Consider the following 15277-nt stretch of genomic DNA (forward strand, 5'->3'; position numbering starts at 1 on the left):
CACTGTTTACACGAGGGCACCTCGGTTGTAACGTACGTCACTAAGCTTTTTATTCAACACCCGTAGAACCAAAGGATCGCGACATGCCCACCCTTTCCCCTGCGCGTATCGACCACCCGCTGTCGCTGCCGACCGTCGAAGAGATCGCATCGCTCCGCGAGATCCTCGAGGCCGCCGACGCGCTGACCGAGCAGACGCGATTCGTCTACGTCGGTCTCGAGGAACCGGACAAGTCGACGCTGTACCCGGCCGAGACCAACGACACCGATCGCCGATTCCGCGTTCTGCTGCACGACATCTCGTCGCCCAACGCCGTGGACGTCGTGGTGTCCGTGACCCAGCGGTCGGTGATCAGCTCGGTCACCCTCGACGCCACCCGCGACGGTCAGATGCCGGTCCTGGACGAGGAATTCGAACTCGTCGAGCAGGTTCTGTCCACCGACGAACGCTGGCTCGCCGCGCTTGCCGCGCGCGGACTCGACGTCGCCGACGTCCGGGTCGCTCCCCTCTCGGCCGGCGTCTTCGACTACCCCGGCGAGACCGGCAAGCGGATCCTCCGCGGGCTCGCGTTCCGCCAGGACCACCCGAAGGACCACGCCTGGGCCCACCCGATCGACGGGCTCGTCGGCTTCGTCGACGTCATGAACCGGACCGTCACCGACGTCCTCGACCTCGGCGCCGTCCCGATCCCCGAGGAGTCCGGCAACTTCGACGACCTCGCCGTCACCGGCCCGCTGCGCACCACCCAGAAGCCCATCGAGATCACCCAGCCCGAGGGCCCCAGCTTCGTCGTCGACGGCAACCGCGTCGATTGGGAGAAGTGGTCGTTCCGCGTCGGCTTCGACGCCCGCGAGGGACTCGTCCTCCATCAGCTCGGATTCGCCGACGGCGACCGGGTCCGCCCGATCATCCACCGCGCGTCCATCGCCGAGATGGTCGTGCCCTACGGCGACCCCTCGCCGGTCCGGTCGTGGCAGAACTACTTCGACACCGGCGAGTACATGGTGGGCCGCTACGCGAACGCCCTGGAACTCGGTTGCGACTGCGTCGGCGACATCACCTATTTCGACGCCGTCATCGCCGACGAGTTCGGCAGCCCCAAGACGCTGAAGAACGCCGTGTGCATGCACGAGGAGGACTTCGGCGTGCTGTGGAAGCACACCGACCTGTGGGCCGGCTCGGCGGAGACGCGCCGCCAGCGCCGCCTGGTCGTCTCCTTCTTCACCACGATCGGCAACTACGATTACGGCTTCTTCTGGTACCTCTACCTCGACGGCACCATCGAATTCGAGGTCAAGGCCACCGGCGTCGTGTTCACGTCGGGTCACCCGGGCGGCGACTACCCGTACGCGTCGGAGATCGCCCCCGGCCTCGGCGCCCCGTACCACCAGCACCTGTTCAGCGCCCGCCTCGACATGATGATCGACGGCGACCGCAACTCCGTCGAGGAAGTGCAGACCAAGCGGGTGAAGATGGGCCCCGGGAACCTGCACGGCAATGCGTTCACCCTCGAGCGCACACCGCTGACGAAGGAATCCGAGGCTCAGCGCCTCGCGGACAACAGCGTCGGACGCGTGTGGCACATCAGCAACCCGAACAAGCTGAACCGTCTGGGCAAGCCGGTGGCGTACGCACTGCACCCGGAGGGACAGCCGATCCTGCTGGCCGACGACGACTCGTCGATCGCGGCGCGGGCGACGTTCGCCACCAAGCACCTGTGGGTCACGCAGTTCGACGAGAAGGAGCGGTACGCGGCAGGCGATTTCGTGAACCAGCACGCCGGCGGCGCCGGACTGCCCAGCTTCGTGGCCGGCGACCGCGATCTGGAGAACGAGGACCTCGTCGTGTGGCACACGTTCGGTCTCACCCACTTCCCGCGCCCGGAGGACTGGCCGATCATGCCCGTCGACTACACCGGATTCACGTTGAAGCCCAACGGTTTCTTCGACCGCAACCCCTCTCTCGACGTGCCCCGCACGACGTCGAAGCACTGCTCGACCGGAGGCAGCGGCTGCCACTCGGACGGAGGCACTCATGTCTGACACCACCACGGGTTCCGGACCCGGCAAGCTGCGCGGATCCATCGGCGTCGTCGGGATCGTCTTCCTCGTCATCGCCGCCGCCGCTCCCCTCACGGCGATCGGCGGCGCCCTGCCCGTCATGATCGCGATCGGCAACGGCGCGGGCGCCCCGACCGCCTACCTCATCGCCGCGCTGGTCCTGCTCGTCTTCAGCGTCGGATACGCGGCGATGAGCAGCCACATGGTCGACACCGGCGCGTTCTACGCCTACGTCGCCAAGGGTCTCGGCGAATCCTGCGGACTCGGGGCCGCCGGCCTCGCGTTGCTGACCTACACCGCCATCCAGGCCGCCGTGTACGGCCTGGCCGCCGCGACCATTCAGGGCCTCGTCGTCCAGTACGGCGGACCCGACCTGCCGTGGTGGATGTGGGCGCTGGTCCTCATCGCTCTCGTGGCCGTGCTGGGGTACCGCAGCATCGATCTGGGCGCCAAGGTGCTCGGGGTTCTCCTCGTCCTCGAAATCGGCATCATCCTCGCGCTGTCGTTCGGCGTCCTGGTGAAGGGCGGAGCCGCGGGCATCGACTTCGCGTCGTTCACCCCGACGTCGTTCTTCAGCGGATCCCCCGGTGTCGCATTGATGTTCGCGATCGCGTCGTTCATCGGCTTCGAGGCGACCGCGATCTACGGCGAGGAAGCCCGCAACCCCCGGCGCACGATCCCGATCGCGACGTACGCCGCCGTCATCGTCATCGGACTGGTGTACGCCCTGGCCAGCTGGGCCGTGGTGCTCGCGTTCGGCAGCGACAACGTGTCCGACGCGGCCGCCGCCGACCCTGCCGGGCTGACGTTCGCCGCCGCCGCGCAGTTCCTGGGCGGACCCGCCGCCGACGTCATGGCGATCATGCTGGTCACGAGTCTGTTCGCCGCGCTGCTGGCGTTCCACAACGCCATCTCCCGGTACGTGTTCGCCCTCGCCCGCAAGGGTGCGGCCCCGCGGGCACTGGCCCGCACCCACCCCAAGCACGGTTCCCCGCACGTCGGCTCGATCGCCCAGACGATCTCCGCGACGGTGGTCGTCGGGGTGTTCGCACTCGCCGGCGCGGACCCGGTGCTGCAACTGTTCACCTGGATGGCGGGTCTGGCCACCGTGAGCATCCTGGTGCTGATGGTGCTCACCAGCGTCGCGATCATCGCGTTCTTCGCCCGCACCCGGCTGGACACCCGGCTCTGGCACACCCGCATCGCCCCCGTGCTCGGATGTGTGGGTCTGGTGGCCGTCACCTGGTTGGTGCTCGACAACTTCACCACCCTGATCGGCGGGTCGGAACTGCTCGCGGACATCCTGCTGGCCGTGATCGCTCTGTTCTTCGTCGCCGGACTGGTCGTCGCCCGGGTCACCCGGCAGAGCCGCGCCGACGTCGGGCAGCACCGCGAACTCACTCCCACGGTCTGAGTCCGACGATGTTCGAGATCCCTGCCGTGCACGCGGCGATGTTAGTCGGAGCGGTCGGGGCCCTCGTCCCGATGTGGCGGGCGCACGGAACCGACTGCCGGGTCCAGATTGCGCACGGTGCGATGGCGCTGTCCATGGTCGCGATGATGATCCCCGGCGTGCCGGCAGGGATCCACCTGCTGGAGGGCGCCGTCCTCATCGGCCTCGCTGTGTTCGTCACCGGTGAGACCATGCACCGCCGGACCGCGATTCCGTGCGCGGTCGACCTCACGGCCATGGGGGTGCTGCTGCTCCTGGCGCCGATGTCCGCTACCACCCCGGCGGCGTCGGCGGCGTCGGCGCCGACACCCTCCGGCCACCACCACGGTGGCGCAGGAATCTCGACGGGCTGGCTTCCCCTCGTCGTGCTCGTGTGCTGGGCACTGTCGACCCTGTATCTCTTCCGCTCCACCCCGCGCCGCGAGCGCCGTTCCGGCGTCAAGACCGCGGCAGCGGGATCCGCACTGATGATCCTGGGCATGGCCCCGATGGCCGCCTGACCGCCCTCCCACCGACAGCACCCTGGAGGAACCGATGAGTTACGCCGATGCCGTCTACACCCGCGGCAAGGTCTTCACCGTCGACGAGGACTTCACCATCGCCACCGCCCTCGCGGTCCGCGACGGACTCGTCCACGCGGTGGGCACCGACGCGGAGATCGAAACCCTGATCGGACCGGACACCGTGGTCACGGATCTCGGTGGGAAGACGATCCTCCCGGGGATCAACGATTCGCACCTGCACGCCATCGCCTACGGACTCGACACGCCGCCGCTCTCGCTCGACGTGTCGTTCCCGGCCGTCCGGTCGATCTCCGATGTCCGCGAACGCGTGCGGGAGGCCGCCTCGGCCGCCGAGGACGGCGCCTGGATCATCGGAACGGGCTGGGACGACGGCTATCTCGACGAATGCCTCGCCGAGGACGGGCGGACGCCGACCCGCTGGGACCTCGACGAGGTGTCCCCGAACAATCCCGTGTTCCTGCAGGATTTTTCCCGTCACACGTCGTGGGTGAACAGCGCGGCACTCGCCCTCGCCGGGGTGGACGAGACCACCCCGTTGCCGCCCGGCAGCCTCATGCCCATTGGCGAGGACGGCCTGCTGACCGGCATCGTCATGGAGGGGGCGCAGGCCCTCGTGCAGAGGGTGCTGCCCGCCCTCACCCGGGAGCGCCGGGAGGAAGCACTCCGCTCGGCGATCTCGATCCTGCAGAGCGAAGGAATCACCAGCTTCACCGACCCCGCGATCGGCCCCGGCGGCGAAGCCCTCGCCGGCGGCGCGATGGGTGCGGAGGGCCTGTCGGTGTACGCCGACCTCGCCCGCCGCGGAGAACTGGGCGCCCGCGTCAACCTTCTCCTCCTGCCCACCGGAATGTCCGGTTCCGCCGAGGATTTCGGGAAGAACCTCGCCGGCATCGACGTCCCGGACACGGTGGACCCACGAATGTTCCGGGTCCTCGGGGTGAAGGTGTTCGCCGACGGCATCCCGCCGAGCAAGACCGCGTGGATGCACGAGGAGTACGTCGGCGGCGGCTGCGGCTCCCTGTGCGTCGGCGGCGACACCGACGAACGGCAGGTGTACGAGGTGACCGAGATGGTCCGCATCGGCCACGAGGCCGGCTACCAGATCGGTGTGCACGTCACCGGCGACCGCGCCATCGACACCGTCGCCGAGGCGATCATCGCCGCACAGAACGCGCACCCCCGCGACGATGCCCGGCACTACCTGATCCACGGCGACTTCATCAGTGAAGCCACCCTGCAGCGACTGGCCGACAACGATATCGGCGTCAACATGAACCCGACGATCAAGTGGACGATCGCCGACCTCGAGGTGGGGGTGGTCGGGACGGAACGCGCCGCCTACGAGTGGCCGTACCGCAGCGCCGTCGAATCCGGGGTGCACCTGATGAGCAGTTCCGACGCACCGGTCACACCACCCGACTGGCGCCAGGGCATCTCGACGATGATCCTGCGGGAAAGCAAGGCCAGTGGCGCGGTGAGCGGACCCGACCAGACCATCGGGCTCGCCGACGCCGTCCGGACATATACGATCAACGCGGCCTGGCAGGACTTCGCCGAGGACTGGAAAGGATCACTCGAGGCCGGCAAGGTGGCCGACCTGTGCATCCTCGACGGCGACCTCGAGACCATCGACCCGCACGACATCCCCGCGATGCAGGTCGTCACGACCGTGCTGGGTGGGAAGGTCGTGTTCGAGCGCGTCACGGAGAGTGTCGCGTAGGCCCGATACCGACGACATCCGAACGGCCGGTTCACCACTGCTGTAGGTGAACCGGCCGTTCGGTGTCCGGGCACGTCACTGCGCCCAGGCGGCCTCCGCGATCCAGTACTCGCTTCCGTCGGCGCTGATTCCGCGTTGCCAGTCGGTGGTCCGCCGCAGGTTCGGCTCGACGCGCGCGGTGGCCACGTCGGCGCCGTCCGGTCCGTCCTCCCGCACCTGCCAGTGCACCCAGTTCACTTCGTTGCCGTGCTCGTCGTGCACGAACAGGTCGACGTGATGCCAGCCGTAGCGGTGGGTGTCGGCGTAACAGGTCAGGAATGTGCGATGGTGATGCGAATAGTCCACGAGGTACCTCCGGGGCCGCGGTGTTTTTCCCATAACGCTAGAACCGGATCGTGCTCAACGGAATCCAAGAAACCTTTACCCCTGCGAGTCGTGGCCGCTCAGCGGTTCGGGTCGACCGGTAGCGTGAACGTGAAGACCGCCCCGTGCGGCTCGTTCTCGCGCGCGGTGATCGCCCCGCCCTGGCGGGTGATGATGCGGTGGCTCAGCGCGAGTCCGATTCCGTGGCCCGTGGACTTCGAGGTGAACGCGCCGTCGAAGATTCGGCCGTCCGGGACGTGCGAGAGACCCTTGCCGTGGTCCTCGACGCTCACGACGCCCTCCGTCCCGGTGGCCTCGGTGCGGACAGTCACGATGCGGTCGGCGGCCGGCCACTCCGCCATCTCGTCGATGGCGTTGAAACACAGGTTCAGGATGACCTGTCCGGTGAGCACCCGTTCGCACACGACGGCGACCGGTCCGGGAGCGCGGAGGTATTCGACGTGAACGCCCTTCTGCCGCGCGCGGATGTCGGCGAAATACGCGCATTCGTCGACGATGTCGTTGAGGTCGACGATCTGCTGGGACTCCTCGAGTTGCGTCACGTATTCGCGCAGGCTCCGGACGATCTGATTGGCCCGGTCGATCTGCTTGCGAGCCTCCCCGAGACCCCAACTCACCTCGTCGCGACTGCTCTGCCCGTCACCGAGGCGGCTCTGCGTTCCGGCGATGAAATTGGTGGCGGCCGCGAGCGGCTGGGCCAGCTCGTGTGCGATGGCCATGGCCATGTCGCCCATCGCGTTGTAGCGGGCCAGGTAGTTGAGGTATTGCGAGTCCCGCTCGTGCTCCTGCTCGGTGCGGACGTGCTCGGTGACGTCGTGGAAGAGCAGCAGGTGCCCGCTCAGATCATTCTCGATCGCGATGTGCTGGCAGCTTCCCGCGTGCCAGCGGCGCTCCTCGGCTGTCAGTTCCACCTCGTAGCGCAGGCTTTGGGAACCCCCGTCGGCGGTGGTGAGGTCCAGGGCCCGCCGCACGCTCTCCCGTGACTGCCCCGCCCGGCAGAACTCCGTGAAACGTTCGCCGACAAGCGATGCCACCGGGACCTTCAGGAGTTCGGAGGCCGCCTCGCTCGCATACGTGATGCGGCTGTCGTCGTCGAGGACGAGGATGCCTTCGGCCATGTTCCGCAGGAACGCGGCCAGGCGGGCCTCGGTGCGGCTGAGATCGGCCTCGGTGCGCGTGAGGTCGCGGCGCATCGACGTCTCCTGCTCGATGTCGCGGAACTGCACCATCACCACGGTCCGGGCGCTCAGCTCGACCCGGATCGCGATCGCCTCCGTCAGGACCTCCCGCCCGCTCTTCGCGCGATACGCCCACTCGGTGACCGCCGCCCCGTTGTCGACGGCCTCCTGCAGCCACCGCCGTCCCACCGACCGGCGGTAGCGCTTCGCCGGGGAACTCATGTCGGGGGCCTTGAGCGGTTTGAGTTCCTCGACCGTGAACTCCAGCAGTTCCGACGCGGCCCTGTTGGCCCAGAGGATGTCCTTGGTCGCCGCATCGTGGACCAGGACGCAGTAGCGGAGCGACTCGACGAGTTGTTCGTAGTCGGACGGCGCGAGATCGGACAATGCGGCCTCCTTGGGCTCACGTCGAGTCTACTGAGCGTGCAGACCGCGGACACGATAGGGAATTCCTTTACTCCGAGGCGACATCTCTGCACGTGTGCGGGAGGAAGCACCGATTGAGTGATGCCCGCCACCGCAATAGCGTGGAACTCGACACGAAACACGCCCCACCCCTTCTACTTCGCGTCGATCGGAGTATTTGATGACCACCACCGCACCGACCCTCGACACGACGGGCACCGCCGCGAACGGGACGCTGTCGTTCGAGGACGTCCTCGAGCACGTCGCACTGCGGCGGGAAGAGTTCGCAACACAGAAGTTCGTGCCTCGCGACATGATCGACGAGTTCAAGCAGGTCGGCATCTACCGCGCCGCGACCCCCCGGCAGTTCGGCGGCGATGCACTGCCCCCGAGCGAGTTCCTGCGGATGATCGAACGAATCTCCGCGGTGGACGCGTCGGCGGGCTGGGTCGCGAGTTTCGGCTCCGCCCTCGTCTATCTGGCGGCGCTGCCCCTCTCGACGCAGGCCGAGTTGTACAAGGACAGCCCCGACCTCGTCTTCGCCGGCGGCCTGTTCCCGGTGCAACCCGCCGAACAGGTGCCGGGCGGCCTGAAGATCAGCGGGCAGTGGAAGTTCGCCAGCGGATGCAAGGGCGCCGACATCCTTGGTGTGGGCATCCGCGGCGGCGACTCCACCGCGGGGAAGCCGCGCACTGCCCTGCTGTGGCCGAAGGACGTCGAGATCGTCGAGAACTGGGACGTGGTCGGTCTCTCGGGAACTGGCAGTCACGAACTGAAGGTCGACGGCGTCGTCGTGCCCGAGGACTGGACGTTCATCCGCGGCGGAACCCCCACCGTCGACGAACCCCTCTACCGCTATCCCTCCATCGCGTACGCCGCCCAGGTGCTGGCCGTCGTCAATCTCGGGGTGGGACGCGCGGCGCTCGACTACGCGATCAAGGTCGGCGCGGGACGCACCGGGATCACCGGAGCGCCCAAACTCGCCGACCGCGCCTACTACCGTATCGACCTGGCCAAGGCGGAGGCGACGCTGCGGTCCGCCCGCGCCTTCTTCTACGAGGTCACCGACGAGGCATACGCCACGGTGGTCGCCGGCGATCCTGTCCCGGAAAAGCTTGCGGCACTTCTCCGCCTGTCCTCGACCCACGTCGCCAAGGCGGGGGCGTCCGCCGTGCACACTGCCTTCCAGTTGTCGGGCACCGGCGCCATTTACGACGGCAACGCCATGCAGCGGTACATGCGCGAGGCTCTGGTCCCGCCGCAGCACGCCTTCCTCGGCGACGGCATCTACGACAGCGCCGGTGCGGTGCTCATGGAAATCCCGCCGTTCCCCGGCTTCATCTGAGCACCGACCACACCCCGACCACCGACCCTTCAGGAGTACAACCATGACCGCACCACTGCGAGTGCTGTTCTGCATCGGCATCAACCAGAACTTCTTCGACCTCCCGACCGGCCAGGGCGGCCTGGTGTGGAAGGCGTTCTCCGGGATGATGGACGCGCTGGCCGAGACGCCCGGCGTCCGGGTGATCGGGGACATCGACGACGACAGTCACATGGTCGGACCGTCGGACGGCTGGCCGTGGACGTGCTACATCCTCGCCGACGTCGACACCCAGCAGACCGTCAAGGACGTCTGCAACCTCTTCCGCACCACCACGGTCGGGGAGTACACGCTGTGGCATTACGCGAAGATCGAAGCCCGCATCGGCCGCGCGCTCACCGTCCGCGAAGACGTCGACCTCGGCGTGTGAGCGACATGCACCGTGCGAGCACGTCCGAGCGCAGCGAGACGCGCGAGGCCGTTCACCGGGTGATGTGCCGCTACATGGAACTGTGTGACGTTCCGTCCGTGCAGTTCTCGGCCGAAGAACTCGGCTCCCTCTTCACCCGCGACGCGGTGTGGGAAGGCGTCGGCAGCGACTACGCGCACAAGTTCGGCAGGCGGCAGGGCCGCCGGGAGATCGTCGGAATGCTCACCGCGTACCTGCCACCGAGCTCCCATTTCCGGGGAAATGCGCACCTTCTCGGCAACGAGCAGATCGACGTGGACGGACCCACCGCGCACGGGCGGTGGGTCATGCAACAGCTGTCGCGGTACGAGGACGAATCGGCCGAACTGCTCGTCGCCCGCATCACCGCCGAGTGCGAAGTCCGGGACGGCGCCGCCCGGATCAGCCACTTCACGACCCAGAAGCTGTTCGCCACCCGCCTCGACGAGGCACCGCGACTGCTCGAATCGAATTGAAAGAGACACCATGACCACTTCACTGGATCCGACTTTGTCGGAGACCAACTTCGCGGACCTCGCCACCGACGACCGCGTGGACGGATCGCTGTACACCGACCCCGACATGTTCGAGGCCGAACTCGAGCGGATCTTCTACCGCACCTGGGTGTGGGTCGCCCACGAGAGCGAGATCCCCGAAGCCGGAAGCTTCAAGATGGCGACCATCGGCAGGCAGCCGGTGATCGTCAACCGCGACCGCAAAGGAAATTTCAACGTCCTGCTGAACCGGTGCCGCCACCGCGGGGCCAGCGTCTGCGAGGTCCCCAAGGGCAAGGCGAACGGGTTCACCTGCCCGTATCACAGCTGGTCGTACGCCCTCGACGGGCGGCTGCGCGGCATCCCCTACCCCGACGGCTACGACGAGGACCTCGACAAGAAGGACCTCCCGCTGCAGAGCCTGCGGGTGGAGTCGTACGCGGGCATGATCTTCGCCAGCTTCAACCCCGACATCGAACCCCTCGACGACTTCCTCGGTGACGCGAAGGTGTGGATCGACCTGTTCATGAAGCAGGGCGCCGGCTACCCGATCAAGACCCAGGGCGAGCACTGCTTCCGCTTCCGTGGCAACTGGAAGATCCAGTTGGAGAACACCACCGACGGCTACCACTTCCCCATCGTGCACCGATCCTGGATGTCCTCCGTCGACGCCGAAACCGCCGACATGCTCTCCTTCATGACCGACGACAACGCCGTCACCCACGCGCTCGGCAACGGTCACAGCGTCGCCATCATGGTCCCCGAACACGTCGACCTCGACCACGACGACGGCACCGAGAAGATTCAGGCCCGCTTCGACCACATCGTCGAGGAGCTGTCGAAGACGATGCCCGCCGACCAGGTCCGCCGCATCGTCCGGTCCATGCACGGCGCCGGGTTCAACCTCAACATCTTCCCCAACGTCGCGATGTCGATGTCGTTCTTCCGGGTACTGCGCCCGATCGCGGTCGACGAGACCGAGATCCGGCACATCGCCCTCGGCATGGACGGCGGACCCGAGATCGTCAACCGCGAACGTCTCCGCATCCACGAACATTTCCAGGGCCCGTTCGGGTTCGGCAGCCCCGACGACTCCGAGGCCTGGGACCGGGTTCAGCGCGGCTCCCGCGGCGCACCCGGAATGCCGATCATGGTCAACCGCGGCCTGAACCGCGAAGCACTCGACAGCGACGGGCACCGTACCTCGCACGTCACCGACGAAACCGGAATGCGCGAGGCGTACGCAATGTGGAAGAAGATGATGACCGATGAGCACTGACCTCCTGACGATCGCACTGTCCGACACCCGGGTACTGCAGGCGATCGAACTCGTCTGGCACGAAGCGGCCCTGCTCGACGCCAAGGACTACCAGACCTGGGACGCGCTCTGGACCGACGAAGGCCGGTACGTCATTCCCATCGACCCCGACACCGACGATTTCGACGGATCGCTGAACATGGTCAACGACGACACCCGGATGCGGCGCATGCGGATCGAACGCCTGACCTCCGGCTACTCGATGTCCGCGCTCGCCGCGGCCCGCACCGTCCGCACCGTCTCCCGCTTCACCGTCGAGGACCGCACCGACGACTCGATCACGCTGAGGTCCGCACAGATCCTCGTGGGCTTCAAACGCGACGACCAGCAGACCCTCGCGGCCGACGTCACGCACCGCATCCGCTACACCGAGACCGGGCCGCGGCTGGACTTGAAGGTCATCCGGCTCGTCAACTCGCAGGGCGCGGTCAACGCCTCCGGCTACCTCCTCTGACCTTTCCCTCCAGAAATAGGAGTTCGACATGGATCACGTCGCAGTAGTCACCGGCGCCGGACGCGGACTCGGAGCCGCCATCGCCCGCGCGTTGCACGACCGCGGATATCGCGTACTGGTCGCGGACATCGACGAGGCCGCCGCGAAAGAGACTGCGGTGAGCCTGGATTCCTCCGGTAACACCGCCGTCGCCGCCGTCCTCGACGTTCGGAAGAAGTCCGACTTCGAGGCCTTGCGCGACCGGGTCGTCGACCTCTGGGGCGGGGCGGACGTTCTCGTCAACAACGCCGGCCGTTCCCAGACCGGCTCGTTGATGGACATCGGGCCGGAGGAGTTCTCGGACATCGTCGAGATCAATCTGAACGGCGCGTTCCTCGGCTGCCAGGTGTTCGGGAGCCACTTCGCCGAACGCGGCTACGGCCGCATCGTCAACATCGCCTCGCTCGCCGGCCAGAACGGCGGCACGGCGACCGGGGCCCACTACGCGGCCGCGAAGGGCGGCGTCGGAACGCTGACCAAGGTCTTCGCCCGGGAACTCGCACCGTCGGGTGTCACCGTCAACGCGGTGTCCCCCGGACCGCTGGACCTGCCGGTGGTGCGCGAGACGGTGCCCGCCGACAAACTGGCGGCCATTCTCACCACCATCCCGGTGGGCACACTGGGGTCGCCCGAATTCATCGCCGAGACGGTCGCCCTCCTCGCATCCCCGGCCGCCGCGTCGGTGACCGGAGCCTGCTGGGACGTCAACGGCGGCCTGTACATGCGCTGACCCCCGCTCGAGGGCGACGGGTCGCAGCACCGGAGGAAGAATCACCATGAGCATGTTCACTGTCACTGTCGCGGAGATCGTCGAGGAAACGCCGGACATCAAGTCGTTCCGGCTGGTCCGCACGGACGGTGCACCGTTCGACCCGTACCCTGCGGGCGCCCACATCGACATCCTCGGACCCACCGAGGTCCTCACCCAGTACTCGCTGTGCAGCCCGCCGCACGAGCCCGAATCGTATGTCGTCGCCGTCAAACGCGAGACCGGTCCGCGCGGCGGCTCGGCCGCGCTGCACGAACACGTGACGACCGGCAGCGAGTTGCGGATCAGCGGGCCGCGGACACTGCTCACGCTCGCCGAGGGCGCCGATCGGCACATCCTCGTCGCGGCGGGGATCGGGCTGACGCCGATGCTGAGTCTGGCGTTCGCGTTGCATCGGCAGGGGCAGCGATTCGACCTGCACTACTTCGCGCGGACGAGGGCGCAGGCCGCGTTCGTCGACCTGCTGGAGAATTCGGACTTCCGGCAGGACGTGCACCAGCACTTCGGCCTCACGCGCGACGACCAGTTCTCGGCGCTCGAGAAGATCCTGGCGGACGCGTCCGCCGCCACCCACGTCTACACGTGCGGCCCCGAAGGTTTCATGGATCGGGTGCGCCTGCTGGCCGAACCTGCGGTCGGCGAGGACGCGGTCCACTTCGAACACTTCGAGGCGGCGACACCCCTCGCGACCGAGTCGGATACGGCGTTCGAGGTGGAACTCGACACGGGCGAGGTGTTCGAGGTGCCGGCCGGAAAATCCATCGCCGACGTACTCGAAGAGAACGACATCGAGATCGACACCTCGTGCCGGGAAGGGATCTGCGGCACGTGCGTGATGGACGTGCTCGAGGGCGAACCCGACCACCGGGACAATTGCCTCACCAAGAGTGAGAGAAAGGCGGGAGACAGAATTGCCGCGTGCGTGTCGCGCGCGAAGTCCGCGCGACTCGTCGTCGAGCTTCCCTGAACTGTCAGGTCACGGAAAGTCCGGCCTGCAGAATGTCGCGCACGAGAACCGCAATGCTTTCTGCTCCGGTCTTCTCCTTGATGCGCGTTCGATGCACGTCGACCGTCTTCACGCTGATACCCAGCTCTTTCGCAATGTTCTTGCTCGGCAGCCCGTCGAGCACGAGTGCGAGAATTTCCCGTTCCCGCACCGTCAGCGCGTCGATCCGACCCTGCAATTCCGTTCGGTTGCGACGCTCGCCGAATCGTTGCCGCGCGACCCGGAGCGCATCCTGGATCACGTCGAGCATGTGCTGCGGATCGTAGGGCTTCTCGATGAACGTCAGCGCGCCCCGCTGCAGTGCCCGCACCGACATCTTGATGTCACCGTGCGCCGACACGAAGATGATCGGAATCGGGGATTCGTCGGCGAGGAGTGTCTCCTGGAGCTGGAATCCCCCGACTTCCGGCATCCGGACGTCCAGGACGAGGCAGGCCGGGATGTCGCGGCGGTACTCCTCGAGGAACGACTGCACCGAGAAGTAGTACTCGGACGTGATGTTGACCGAATCGAGTAGCCACGCAAGCGATGCGCACAACTCCTGATCGTCGTCGACGATGTAAACCCGTGTCTCTTGCTGCTCCATCGAATCCTGCCTCGCACAGATCGCTTGCTTCTCCGTCCAGTCAACACCGACCGTAACGGAAGCGACAGCCAACTGAAGAAATCCCCTACCCGGGTACGCGACTTACTGCGAGAAAGTAGCGTCGCCGCCAATGTTCCAGCGCACGAGCGCGTCATATCCTTTTCTTCAGGATCGCCGGCGCCACGTGGTGACACGACTTCCCGTTCCGACTCACGGAGGCTGAAATGCCCGAACTCACTCCCATGCAATTGAACTTCCGCACCGCCATGGCGAATCTACCCGCCGCGGTCAACGTCGTGACCACCGACGGCCCCGCCGGGCGCTGCGGAATGACCGTCACCGCCGTCTGCTCGGTCACCGACTCCCCGCCCACGGCGCTCGTGTGCGTGAACCAGAACAGCGCGATGCACAACGTGTTCCGGGAGAACGGCCGGGTGGGCATCAACGTGCTCTCCGGCGACGACGAAGAATTGGCCATGCATTTCGCGGGCGCGACGAAAGTAGCGATGGCGGAACGCTTCCAGTGGGACATCTGGGAAGAGGACACCGGTGACGGTGTCCCGATCCTGCGCGCCGCCCACGTGGTGCTCGCGGGCCGGATCGCCGACATCAAGACAATGGGATCGCATTCGGTGATGTTCATCGAACTCGACCGCGTCCGGACGCGCGAACAGGGCGACAGCCTCGTCTACTTCCAGCGCAAGTTCCACCGTTTGTCGGTCCCGGTCGAGTCCCCCGACTGGCTGTTCTACGACGAATGGTCCGATCCGATCACCGTGACACCCGCCCTCGTTCCCGCCGCAGCCGGAGGTAGATAGACATGGACACCTCGTCACCACCCGAAGACCTCCCCCAGGACCTCGACCTGCAGGAGCTCGCAGATACCCGCGCCGCCCTGACGTTCCGTCTCAGCGCCCTGGTCCTCGCCCTGTTCCTGCCACTGCCGATTCTCGGCGGGTTCACCTCGCTGCTGGACGGCGTCGTGTTCAGCGGTGTCACCGTGGCGTGGATCTACGCCGTCGCGCAATTCGCCGTCGCCATCGTCGTGGCCCGGTACTACATGGCGCGTGCCGCCGAACTCGACGCCCGAACCGCGTCCCTGGCGAAAGGATAAC

The 15277-nt window shown here is 66.9% G+C and carries 16 protein-coding genes; 13 read left to right on the plus strand and 3 right to left on the minus strand.

What is annotated here, in order from left to right; translation table 11 throughout:
• The first annotated feature begins 83 nt into the window (after positions 1-83).
• From I1A62_RS21330 to I1A62_RS21345, 4 genes are read left to right on the plus strand one after another with little or no spacing between them, the layout of a single operon-like run.
• Positions 84-2042, plus strand: a complete 1959-nt coding sequence (locus tag I1A62_RS21330) for a primary-amine oxidase (RefSeq protein WP_219459686.1) — start codon at positions 84-86, stop codon at positions 2040-2042.
• Positions 2035-3474, plus strand: coding sequence for an APC family permease (locus I1A62_RS21335; RefSeq protein ID WP_124394691.1), 1440 nt, complete (start codon positions 2035-2037; stop codon positions 3472-3474). Before I1A62_RS21330 ends, I1A62_RS21335 begins: the two co-directional genes overlap by 8 nt.
• Before the next feature lie 8 nt (positions 3475-3482).
• Complete coding sequence (locus tag I1A62_RS21340) at positions 3483-4013, plus strand: DUF5134 domain-containing protein (RefSeq protein ID WP_219459687.1); 531 nt, start codon at positions 3483-3485, stop codon at positions 4011-4013.
• A 34-nt stretch (positions 4014-4047) separates the two neighbouring features.
• Positions 4048-5757, plus strand: coding sequence for an amidohydrolase (locus I1A62_RS21345; RefSeq protein WP_124394693.1), 1710 nt, complete (start codon positions 4048-4050; stop codon positions 5755-5757).
• 75 nt (positions 5758-5832) lie between these two features.
• Here the strand turns inward: I1A62_RS21345 and I1A62_RS21350 are convergent, their stop codons facing one another.
• Together I1A62_RS21350 and I1A62_RS21355 are read right to left on the minus strand one after the other, a co-directional pair.
• Positions 5833-6102 (minus strand): hypothetical protein, encoded by a 270-nt coding sequence (locus I1A62_RS21350; RefSeq protein ID WP_083395744.1) that lies wholly within the window; start codon positions 6100-6102, stop codon positions 5833-5835.
• 98 nt (positions 6103-6200) lie between these two features.
• Positions 6201-7706: a PAS domain-containing sensor histidine kinase gene (locus I1A62_RS21355; RefSeq protein ID WP_219459688.1), complete on the minus strand. Its 1506-nt coding sequence runs from the start codon at positions 7704-7706 to the stop codon at positions 6201-6203.
• Positions 7707-7905: 199 nt separating this feature from the next.
• Here I1A62_RS21355 and I1A62_RS21360 point away from each other — a divergent pair, with 199 nt between their 5' ends.
• The 7 genes from I1A62_RS21360 to I1A62_RS21390 are packed head-to-tail and all read left to right on the plus strand — an operon-like array spanning position 7906 to position 13537.
• Positions 7906-9069, plus strand: coding sequence for an acyl-CoA dehydrogenase family protein (locus I1A62_RS21360; RefSeq protein WP_124394695.1), 1164 nt, complete (start codon positions 7906-7908; stop codon positions 9067-9069).
• A gap of 43 nt (positions 9070-9112) precedes the next feature.
• On the plus strand, positions 9113-9478 hold the full coding sequence (locus tag I1A62_RS21365; protein WP_124394696.1) for a hypothetical protein: 366 nt from the start codon (positions 9113-9115) through the stop codon (positions 9476-9478).
• Between the two features lie 5 nt (positions 9479-9483).
• On the plus strand, positions 9484-9972 hold the full coding sequence (locus I1A62_RS21370) for a nuclear transport factor 2 family protein (RefSeq protein ID WP_124394786.1): 489 nt from the start codon (positions 9484-9486) through the stop codon (positions 9970-9972).
• A 10-nt stretch (positions 9973-9982) separates the two neighbouring features.
• Complete coding sequence (locus I1A62_RS21375; RefSeq protein ID WP_219459689.1) at positions 9983-11269, plus strand: Rieske 2Fe-2S domain-containing protein; 1287 nt, start codon at positions 9983-9985, stop codon at positions 11267-11269.
• On the plus strand, positions 11259-11762 hold the full coding sequence (locus I1A62_RS21380) for an aromatic-ring-hydroxylating dioxygenase subunit beta (protein ID WP_219459690.1): 504 nt from the start codon (positions 11259-11261) through the stop codon (positions 11760-11762). The genes I1A62_RS21375 and I1A62_RS21380 overlap by 11 nt, the downstream gene beginning before the upstream one ends.
• 28 nt (positions 11763-11790) lie before the next feature.
• Positions 11791-12531 carry an SDR family NAD(P)-dependent oxidoreductase gene (locus I1A62_RS21385; protein ID WP_124394699.1) on the plus strand — a complete coding sequence of 247 codons (741 nt, stop codon included), beginning with the start codon at positions 11791-11793 and terminating at the stop codon, positions 12529-12531.
• 46 nt (positions 12532-12577) lie between these two features.
• Positions 12578-13537, plus strand: a complete 960-nt coding sequence (locus I1A62_RS21390) for a PDR/VanB family oxidoreductase (RefSeq protein ID WP_219459691.1) — start codon at positions 12578-12580, stop codon at positions 13535-13537.
• A gap of 4 nt (positions 13538-13541) precedes the next feature.
• Here the strand turns inward: I1A62_RS21390 and I1A62_RS21395 are convergent, their stop codons facing one another.
• Positions 13542-14162 carry a response regulator transcription factor gene (locus I1A62_RS21395; RefSeq protein ID WP_072936999.1) on the minus strand — a complete coding sequence of 207 codons (621 nt, stop codon included), beginning with the start codon at positions 14160-14162 and terminating at the stop codon, positions 13542-13544.
• A gap of 224 nt (positions 14163-14386) precedes the next feature.
• On the opposite strand from I1A62_RS21395, the gene I1A62_RS21400 reads away from it, so the two are divergent.
• Both I1A62_RS21400 and I1A62_RS21405 read left to right on the plus strand, forming a co-directional pair.
• A complete protein-coding gene (locus tag I1A62_RS21400) occupies positions 14387-14980 on the plus strand; it encodes a flavin reductase (RefSeq protein WP_219459692.1) in 594 nt (197 codons plus the stop codon).
• A gap of 2 nt (positions 14981-14982) precedes the next feature.
• A complete protein-coding gene (locus I1A62_RS21405) occupies positions 14983-15276 on the plus strand; it encodes a DUF485 domain-containing protein (protein ID WP_124394702.1) in 294 nt (97 codons plus the stop codon).
• Position 15277: the final 1 nt, after the last annotated feature.

Origin of the sequence: Rhodococcus sp. USK10, from assembly GCF_019378875.1 — a bacterium.
GTDB lineage: Bacteria > Actinomycetota > Actinomycetes > Mycobacteriales > Mycobacteriaceae > Rhodococcus_F > Rhodococcus_F pseudokoreensis.